Source organism: uncultured Sunxiuqinia sp. (assembly GCF_963974515.1).
GTDB lineage: Bacteria > Bacteroidota > Bacteroidia > Bacteroidales > Prolixibacteraceae > Sunxiuqinia.
In genome coordinates this window covers 1-9,278 of sequence record NZ_CAXBDD010000127.1, presented here as the reverse complement: position 1 = coordinate 9,278, position 9,278 = coordinate 1, and the positions used below count along the sequence as shown (strand labels likewise).

Annotated in this window: 9 protein-coding genes; all 9 read left to right on the top strand. The window is 46.4% G+C overall.

Annotated elements, in window-relative coordinates:
- Window positions 1-164 precede the first annotated feature (164 nt).
- Complete coding sequence (locus AAC033_RS17135) at window positions 165-1,361, top strand: aldo/keto reductase (protein ID WP_339740373.1); 1,197 nt, start codon at window positions 165-167, stop codon at window positions 1,359-1,361.
- Window positions 1,339-1,995 (top strand): flavodoxin, encoded by a 657-nt coding sequence (locus tag AAC033_RS17130; protein ID WP_339740371.1) that lies wholly within the window; start codon window positions 1,339-1,341, stop codon window positions 1,993-1,995. Before AAC033_RS17135 ends, AAC033_RS17130 begins: the two co-directional genes overlap by 23 nt.
- A gap of 29 nt (window positions 1,996-2,024) precedes the next feature.
- Window positions 2,025-3,671: a carboxylesterase family protein gene (locus tag AAC033_RS17125; RefSeq protein ID WP_339740369.1), complete on the top strand. Its 1,647-nt coding sequence runs from the start codon at window positions 2,025-2,027 to the stop codon at window positions 3,669-3,671.
- A 47-nt stretch (window positions 3,672-3,718) separates the two neighbouring features.
- Window positions 3,719-4,447: a carboxymuconolactone decarboxylase family protein gene (locus AAC033_RS17120; RefSeq protein WP_339740367.1), complete on the top strand. Its 729-nt coding sequence runs from the start codon at window positions 3,719-3,721 to the stop codon at window positions 4,445-4,447.
- Window positions 4,448-4,534: 87 nt separating this feature from the next.
- Window positions 4,535-4,963 (top strand): cupin domain-containing protein, encoded by a 429-nt coding sequence (locus tag AAC033_RS17115; protein ID WP_339740365.1) that lies wholly within the window; start codon window positions 4,535-4,537, stop codon window positions 4,961-4,963.
- Window positions 4,964-5,048: 85 nt separating this feature from the next.
- On the top strand, window positions 5,049-6,365 hold the full coding sequence (locus AAC033_RS17110) for a PQQ-binding-like beta-propeller repeat protein (RefSeq protein ID WP_339740363.1): 1,317 nt from the start codon (window positions 5,049-5,051) through the stop codon (window positions 6,363-6,365).
- A 104-nt stretch (window positions 6,366-6,469) separates the two neighbouring features.
- Window positions 6,470-7,603 (top strand): aldo/keto reductase, encoded by a 1,134-nt coding sequence (locus tag AAC033_RS17105; RefSeq protein ID WP_339740361.1) that lies wholly within the window; start codon window positions 6,470-6,472, stop codon window positions 7,601-7,603.
- A gap of 56 nt (window positions 7,604-7,659) precedes the next feature.
- A complete protein-coding gene (locus AAC033_RS17100) occupies window positions 7,660-8,889 on the top strand; it encodes an aldo/keto reductase (protein ID WP_339740359.1) in 1,230 nt (409 codons plus the stop codon).
- A 19-nt stretch (window positions 8,890-8,908) separates the two neighbouring features.
- The coding region (locus AAC033_RS17095; RefSeq protein ID WP_339740357.1) for an alcohol dehydrogenase catalytic domain-containing protein at window positions 8,909-9,278 on the top strand (370 nt) is incomplete at its 3' end.

Here is a 9,278-nt window from a genome sequence, read left to right as displayed (position 1 = left end):
ATAAACGATTCTTCAATGTGACCTTGGAACAGCTTGATAGTTGGGCTCGCTGATGTATAAAAAAGAAACTGCGAAATGAATATGGAAAGCAGGCTCTCCGTCTTTTTATAAAAATTAAAAAAATGAGGGAGTCATTAATGTCAAACATCTAAAATCAGATCGATATGGCAGAATCAAATGACAAGGAAGCAAATCAGGGTATTGACCGTCGTAAGTTCTTTAAATCGGGTGCTGTAATGGCCGGTGCTTCTGTACTGGCATCCGCTATCGGTGGCAATATGGTCTTCGGGAATAGTTCAGGAATTTCATCAAATAAAAAAGAACAACCTAATTCTGGCACATCTGACTTAAGTCGCCGTAAACTTGGCAAAAATCTCGAGGTTTCAAGTATTGGACTTGGTGTTCAGAACATGAGCCGCACCTATCAAACCACCATCCCGCTGCGTTCCGAAATGCACCGTATCATACGAACGGCTTTTGATAACGGCATCACGTTTTTTGACGCGGCTGAGGCTTACGGTCCTTTTGAGGTAGAAAAAATATTGGGTGAAGGTATTGAGCCCTTTCGGGATAAAGTTGTCATTGCAACAAAGTTTGGTTGGAACATCGACCAGGAAACCGGACAACGTTTGCCGGGATTAAACAGCAAACCTGATCATATAAAACTGGTGGTGGAAGGCATGTTAAAACGTCTTCGTACTGACCGTATCGATTTGTTATACCAGCATCGTGTTGATCCGGAAGTACCAATAGAAGATGTGGTGGGAGCTATTAAAGACTTGATTCAGGAAGAAAAGGTGTTGCACTACGGATTGTCAGAGCCAGGTTTACAAACGGTTAGACGAGCGCACAACGAGCATCCGGTTACCGCCATTCAAAACGAACATTCTTTATTGTATCACGGCTCAGACAACGATGTTATTCCACTTTGTGAAGAGTTGGGTATTGGATTTGTTTGCTGGAGCCCGCTCGGCGTTGGTTTCCTTACAGGCGCGATCGATGCACAAACACGTTTTGCCCAAGGTGATATTCGCGGTATCGAATCCCGGTTTTCACCTGAAAACTTACCAAACAATTTGGCTCTTGTCGCCTTACTGAAAAAGTGGAGTACAAAAAAGCAAGCAACACCAGCTCAAATTTCGCTGGCCTGGTTGTTGGCACAAAAACCTTGGATTGTTCCTATTCCAGGTACAACACAAATGGCGCACATGCAGCAAAATATTGGTGCCGATGGGATTAAATTCACTAAAGAAGAATGGCTTCAATTCAACACAGAATTAGAAACAATCCAAATTGTAGGGGAACGGTTGCCGGAATTTGTGCTGCAGTTTTCAAAAGTTGAAGCCCCACCAAAACAATAAATATATTCCTATGACAATAACTTTTTTTCAAATTTTAAGCCTTGGTCTTACGCTATTATTTTCCTGCTCGTGTAAAGGAGAAGTTATTGTTGAAAACTCAACTTCAGAGCTGCATGAAGAAGTGCTCATTGTCTACCTTTCCCGAACGAATAATACAAAAGCTGTTGCAGAAATGATTCAGAATGAAATTGGTGGCACATTGGTGCAACTTGAGCTGAAAACTCCGTATCCCGATGATTATGAGGCAATAGTAGATCAAGTATCACAAGAAAACCAAACGGGATATTTACCCCCATTAAAAACAAGAATTGACAGCATTGACAAATATGATGTAGTTTTTTTAGGATTTCCAACCTGGGGTATGCAGTTGCCACCGCCCATGAAAAGTTTCCTGCATTTATATGATTTGAGCGGCAAGACTGTTATTCCCTTCAATACCAATGGCGGTTATGGTGTTGGCAGCAGTTTTGAAACAGTGAAGGAATTGTGTCCTGATTGCAAAATCCCGGATGGTTATTCAACCAGAGGCGGCAGTGAACGAGATGGGATTTTGTTTGTGATGCGGGGAAACAGAGAAGTAGAAGTCCGGCAGGAAATACAAAGTTGGCTCCGAAGGAACGGACAATTAAAATGATGTCAAAATTGACAATAAATAACATAGAAATGAAAATAATACTAATCAGCTTTGGGATTTTGATAGGCACGTTGTTGCATGCTCAACAAGCAGCTGCCAGTTTAGTTTCCGGTGAAGGAACCACAGTTCAAACCAAGTACGGAGTCGTTCAAGGAGTAACCGAAGGAGAGGTTTCGATTTTCAAAGGAATTCCTTATGCAGCCCCACCTATTGGCGAATTTCGCTGGCGTCCGCCACAGCCGGTAAAACTCTGGAAAGGCGTACGCGAGGCAAAAGAGTATGGTCCGAATTGTGCACAGGGTGGCTGGGGCACTGCTCCGGGCACCATTGCCGAGGGTTCGTCAGAAGATTGTCTTTACCTCAATTTGTGGTTGCCGTCAAATGCAAAGCCTGATGCAAAACTTCCGGTGATGGTATGGATTCATGGTGGCGGTTTCACCGGAGGTAGCGGTGCTGGCCCGGCTACATCGGGAGAGCAATTTGCCAAACAAGGCGTTGTACTGATGACCTTTAATTACCGGCTCGGACGCCTTGGTCATTTTGCATTCCCGGCCTTAACGAAAGAACATCCCGATGAGTCCAAAGGTAGTTATGCATTTATGGACATGATTGCAGCGCTTCAGTGGGTAAAGGATAATATCGCTGCTTTTGGTGGTGACCCTGAAAATGTCACCATTTTTGGCTTCTCTGCCGGTGGAGTTGCCGTACACTCGCTGTTAACGATTCCGGCTGCACGCGGACTTTTCCAAAAAGCGATCAGTGAATCAGGTGGTGGCAGGGACGGTGTTCTGACAGCCAGACCGATAAGTAAAGATGATGCTGACCCGCTTTATCCGGTTTCAGCTGAGACAATCGGTGTAAACTTTGCCCGGAAACACGGGATAGAAGGCACCGATGCCGCGGCACTCGCCAAACTCCGCGCCCTGAGTGTAGAGGAAATTGTGGATGGCGGTCAGGAAAACGATGGACAAGGAGGCCCGCGAATTTATTCAGGGCCGATTCTCGATGGCAAACTGGTTGTGGAAACTGCGGAAAGTTCATACAAGGCTGGCAGACAGGCACGGGTTCCGCTTATGATTGGTAGTTGCAGCGCTGAAATTGGGGGAGGCTTTGTGAGCAACAGCAGTACAAAAGAAGAATTGTTCTCGTCGTTTGGAGACTTGGAAGCAGAAGTAAAAGCTGCTTTTGATCCTTCAGGAGACAAAGAATTCGCCGAGGTACAAACAAAATTTAATACCGATTGGGTGTGGGGTGAGCCGGCCCGTATGACCGCAAGGACTTTTGTAGCCAGCGGTGAACCGGCCTATGTTTTTCAATTTGGTTATGTTCCTCCGGCAATGCGGGAGCGGGCCCGTTACGGCGCCGGTCACGGATCGGAAGTTTCGTTTGTATTTGGTAACCTCAATGCCCGCTGGGGAGCAACAGAAACTACACCGGAAGAAGAAAAGTTAGCGCAAATAATGAACACTTATTGGGCAAACTTCGCAAAAACAGGGAATCCAAATGGTGAGGGCCTGCCGCTTTGGCCGCTTTATACGACGCAACAGGAACAGATACTCGATGTTGAACTGGATGGAAAGCCGATTGGAAAGCCAGATCCCCGGAAAGCCCGACTGGATGTGATTGAAAAAGCTTTCAAGTTTAGGGATCGGATACAATCGCGAGGTGGCATTTAAGTCAAATGGAAAACAAAAATGATTCTTATAAACTTAAAAATACAGTAATGATGAAGATTGGAAAACTAATAATCACAGTATTAACCATAGTTAGCTGTTTTGGAAACGGTTACGCACACAGCAATGATAAATCGGACAGGAGTTTAACCGCAAAGCAACAAGGCATTATTCCTATTGCAGCGCTCACCGCTAAGGGCGAACTGGAGCAATTGAAACCGGCACTGAACGCCGGATTGGATGCCGGACTAACCGTAAATGAAATAAAGGAAATCATGGTACATCTGTATGCCTACTGCGGATTTCCTCGCAGCATCCGTGGATTGCAGACTTTTATGGAAGTGCTCGATGAACGAAAAGCAAAAGGAATTGACGATGAAACAGGGGCTGATGCTTCACCAATAAACGATGAGCGCAGCAAATACGACCGTGGAAAAGCAAATTTAGAAGCACTTTTAGGAAGACCGTTAGACGGGCCACAAACCGGTTATGCGGCTTTTGCCCCGGTGATAGAAATATTTTTGAAGGAGCATTTATTCGCCGATATTTTCGACCGCGATGTATTAACTTATGCTGAACGCGAGCTTATAACGGTTTCGGTGATAAGTGCAATTGGCAAGGCAGAACCCATGCTTCGTAGTCATTTGGCAATCTGCCTGAATGTTGGCTTTACACCCGAGCAGTTAAACCAATTTGTAGGAATCCTCAAATCGACCGTTGGAAAGAAAGAAGCCAAAGCGGCTCAGACGGTTTTAAATGAAGTACTTGAAAACAGGTAGCAATAACATAAAAAATTGATGATGATGATGAAGTACCGTATTAAATTCAGTCTGCTTTTTCTTGTAATTATAATTGCAAGTTGCAACATGGAGAAAAAAACAAACGAAACAAACACACAAGTTGAATCAGCTTTCCCAAAAGGTGAAAAAATAGCCAGCGAGAACTTTACCGGAGAGGTTTGGGTGCACATGATGGGAGCCAACGACAGCACATTACATACCCGGTTTGGAAACGTAACATTCGCACCCAAGGCAAGAACAAACTGGCATTCTCACGCCGGAGGTCAGCTGCTGCTGATCACCAAAGGTCGGGGATATTACCAGGCCAAAGGCCAGCCTGCCCAGCCCTTGAAAAAAGGTGACGTGGTGGAAATCCCACGAAACGTCATACACTGGCATGGCGCAGCTCCCGACAGCGAATTTGCACACCTGGCCTTTAGTTTAAATCTCGATGACGGAGGAGTCGTTTGGTTGGGGCCTGTAACCGACGAAGAATACGGACGAATTGATAAATAATACGCACTCACGAATTGTTTAGAATATTGGGATTCGCCGCAACCAAAAAATTTCTGAATTAATAAAACCACGACAAAAAAACCGAATGAAAACCAAACGAATCAGCGCACTTGCTCTTACACTGATGATTTTCGTTAACAACGTTAGCGCGCAGGACTGGCCCCAGTATCTCGGCCCCGATAGAAACAGTATTTCCAATCAAAGGAACATTCTACATTCGTGGCCTGAGCAAGGGCCGGAAGTTCTTTGGACTATTGATGTTGGCATCGGCTATGGCGGTCCGGTAGTCAAGGATGGCAAGGTCTATTTGTTGGACAGGAACGATGCCGTGGGTGATATCATGCGATGTTTCGACTTGTCAACCGGAGAGGAACTCTGGAAATTCGAATATGACGCTCCTGGCGAAGTGATGTTTCCCGGCTCGCGAAGTGTTCCGGTTGCAGACGATAAGAATGTGTATTCATGCGGTCCGTATGGTGATTTGTACTGCTTTGACACTGAAACACACAACCCGGTATGGACTAAGAATGTTTGGAAGGATTACGGCGGCGGCGACATTCCAACCTGGGCCATTACTCAAAACCCACTGATTTACGGTGATCTGCTGATTGTTGCATCACAAGCGCCGGAAGCAGGAGTGGTTGCTTATAATAAACGAACTGGCGATGTAAAATGGCACACGCCACCACTTGGACACCTGGGATACGTAAGCCCTTCAATTGCTAAAATCAACGGGGAAGACCATGTGGTGATGATAACAGCCTCTTCCAGAAGAGGTGAGGAAATGGGAAATGTAGTAGGTCTCAATCCACTCACAGGTGAAAAACTATGGGAATTTAAGGATTGGAATTGCCACATTCCAGTACCAAGTGCGGTTGATGCCGGAGACAATAAACTCCTGATTACAGGTGGCTACGAATTAGGAGCACTCATGATTAGGGTAGAGAAACAGGCGGATGGAAGTTATATCACTACTGAATTATTCAGAACTGAAGAGTTTGGTGATCAAACAAAAACGCCCCTTTTGTATGAAGGTCATTTCTATGCGCAGTACGGAACCAACAATAAACGTGATGGACTTACCTGTATGAATATGGAAGGTGAAATTATGTGGAAGACAAAGCGTGATCCCGATTTCAACAAGGGAAGCATGATTCTTGCTGATGGATTGATCCTGGCTACCGACGGTTCGAACACATTATACCTGATTGAACCCGATTCAGCAGCATTTAAACCGCTCGCGAAAGCGGAACTACTCGGATCGGTAAGTACGAGCGACGAAAATTCAATTGCATCACGGGTTGGAGGACGCACTCAAAACTGGGCGCCCATCGCGCTTGCCGAAGGGAAATTGCTCATCCGTGACCAACGACGGATGTTATGCGTGAAAGTGGCCGAGTAACTTCGAACCTGTAAAAATGGTAAGCTTACCTGTAATCTGTATAACAATCAACTACTTGTTTTTGCGGAACTTTGACACAAGAAATTGACATACGCAAATCAGATATGAAAAGTAAAAATGAACAAAATCGCCGGAATTTCTTAAAGCTGGGAGCCGCTTTTGGCACTTCCATGATCACGGCCTCGGCTTTTGGAAGTATGCAACCGGCAGGGAGCCAGCTCTCCACTGGGGCTAAGGCTGCTTCAACATCAACCAAAGTACGCACATTAGGCTCCGGGAAGCATGCTTTAGAGGTTTCTCCCATCGGCTTGGGATGCATGAGCATGACCAGCGGCAGCTACAACCCGCCCCGCAGCAAAAAGGAAATGATTCCTGTTATCCGCGGAGCATTTGACCAGGGGGTAACTTTTTTTGATACTGCCGAATTCTATGGCCCTTTTACGAACGAGGAACTCGTTGGCGAAGCGCTTGCTCCCATTCGCAACCAGGTTGTAATTGGAACAAAATTCGGGTTCGAATTTAAAGATGGTAAGCCGGTTGGAAAAAATAGCCGACCGGAGCATATTCGCCAGGCAGTAGAGGGAATGCTACGGCGCCTCAAAACGGATCGGATTGATTTGCTCTACATGCACCGCATTGATCCCAATGTACCAATCGAAGACATTGCAGGAACTGTTCGCGATCTGATTAAGGAGGGGAAGGCACTTCACTTTGGCCTTTCGGAAACTTCACCTGATACCACTCGACGTGCACATGCGGTGCAGCCTGTTACTGCACTGCAAACCCAGTATTCGCTCCTGCAACGTTTTCCCGAGAACCAGGTACTGGATACTTGCGAAGAACTGGGAATCGGTTTTGTTCCGTGGGGACCAGTCGCCCGTGGATTTCTCACCGACAAATTCAATGAGTGGAGCAGGTTTTCTGAAGGCAGGCATGCTGTCGTGCCGGAATTTGAACCAGAGGCATTAAAGAATAACATGGAGCTTCTATGCCTTGTTCGTGATTGGGCGATGCGGAAGGATGCCACACCGGCACAAATTTCACTGGCCTGGCTTTTGGCGCAAAAACCCTTTATCGTTCCCATTCCGGGTACCACAAAACTGCATCATTTGAAAGAGGATCTTGGGGCTCTCGATGTCCGTTTCACCGCCGGCGAGCTGGAGGAATTCAGAACAGCCTTCGAAAAAATTGATTTGATCAATGTCCGGTCATTCGAATCCGCGAAGGAAGACCAATAGCCAGCCTGCCCTGAATCATCGGGCTTTAGAAAGATTAATCGGATAAACTCAATGTCATGAAAACGGAAAAAGACCAATCAAGCAACCAGGGAAAAGGGTGGATCAATCGTCGAAAGTTCATCACAAACGCGACATTGGCAGCTGGAGGTTTAGTCCTCGGACAATACGCGTTCGGAGGTGTGGCAGCCACAAAAAATGGGAGTAGTTCCGCTTTATCGAATCAACTGATCAATATATCTCAGAGGAGAAAATTGGGATCTTTGGAAGTATTTCCGGTTGGAATTGGCTGCATGAATGCCGCATGGGGCTTTGGTGATCCGATGCCCAGGAAAGATGCGGTCAGATTGTTTCGCGATGCTGCCGAGCTTGGCCAAAACTTCTTTGACACTGCCGAAGCGTATGGTGCCTGGCTGAGCGAAGAAATGGTAGGCGAAGCCTTGGAGCCAATCAGAAAAGACGTGATTATTGCCACCAAATTTGGGTTTGCAATTAATGACCAGGGAAACATCACCGGGCTGAACAGCCGCCCGGAGAATATCCGGAAAGCAACGGAAGGTTCTTTAAGACGGTTGAAAACCGATTATATCGACTTGTTATACCAGCACCGTGTTGATCCCCAGGTTCCGATTGAAGATGTTGCCGGAACGGTTCAGGATCTGATCAAAGAAGGAAAAGTCCGGGAGTTCGGACTATCCGGCGTGGGCGAAGCCACCATTCGCCGGGCTCATGCGGTACACCCGGTTAGTGCAGTTCAAAACGAATACTCGGTTTGGACCCGTGATCCCGAGGGTGAAGTCCTTGCGGTGTGTGAAGAGCTGGGTATTGGCCTGGTACCTTGGTCGCCATTGGGAAAAGGTTTCTTAACGGGTACAGTCTCTCCTGATTCTACATTCCCCGAAAATGATCGCAGAAGCACCATGCCGCGATTTACGCATGAAGCAATGAACGCCAATTGGGCCTTGATCGAATTGCTTCAACGGGTGGGCGAAAAGCACAATGCCACCCCTGGTCAGGTAGATTTGGCCTGGTTGCTGGCCCGAAAACCATTTATTGTTCCCATACCTGGCACCACCCAATTGGATCACTTGCAAGAAAATATGCATGCAACAAATATTCAATTGTCGGAAGCCGATATGCAGGAAATTGAAGATGGCTATGCCAGCCTGACCATCGTTGGTGAACGTGCTGCTCCGGGAGTTCTCGCGGGACTGGATATCGGTAACCGCGGCATCAGAAGCTCAAAAGGAACACACGGCCTGTCGCCTCTTCCAACTAAAAATGAATAATTTAAAGACAAATGTTCAAATGGAAACTAAAGAAGTAAAAGCATATGGAACAAAGGCGATGGATGCGCCTTTGCATGTTATGAATATTAAGCGACGGGAACTTCAGCATCGCGATGTTGAAATGGAAATCCTGTATTGCGGGATCTGTCATTCGGATTTACACCAGATAAAGAATGATTTTGGGATGACCATGTACCCCATTGTTCCGGGTCATGAGATTGTCGGGAAAATAACTCGTGTCGGTGAGCATGTAAGCAAGTTCAAAGAAGGTGACCTGGCCGCTATTGGCTGCATCGTTGATTCCTGCCAGGAATGCGACAACTGTCACGATGGTGAAGAGCAATTCTGTGATCAATTTCCAACCTTCTCATTCAATTCGCCCGACAAAT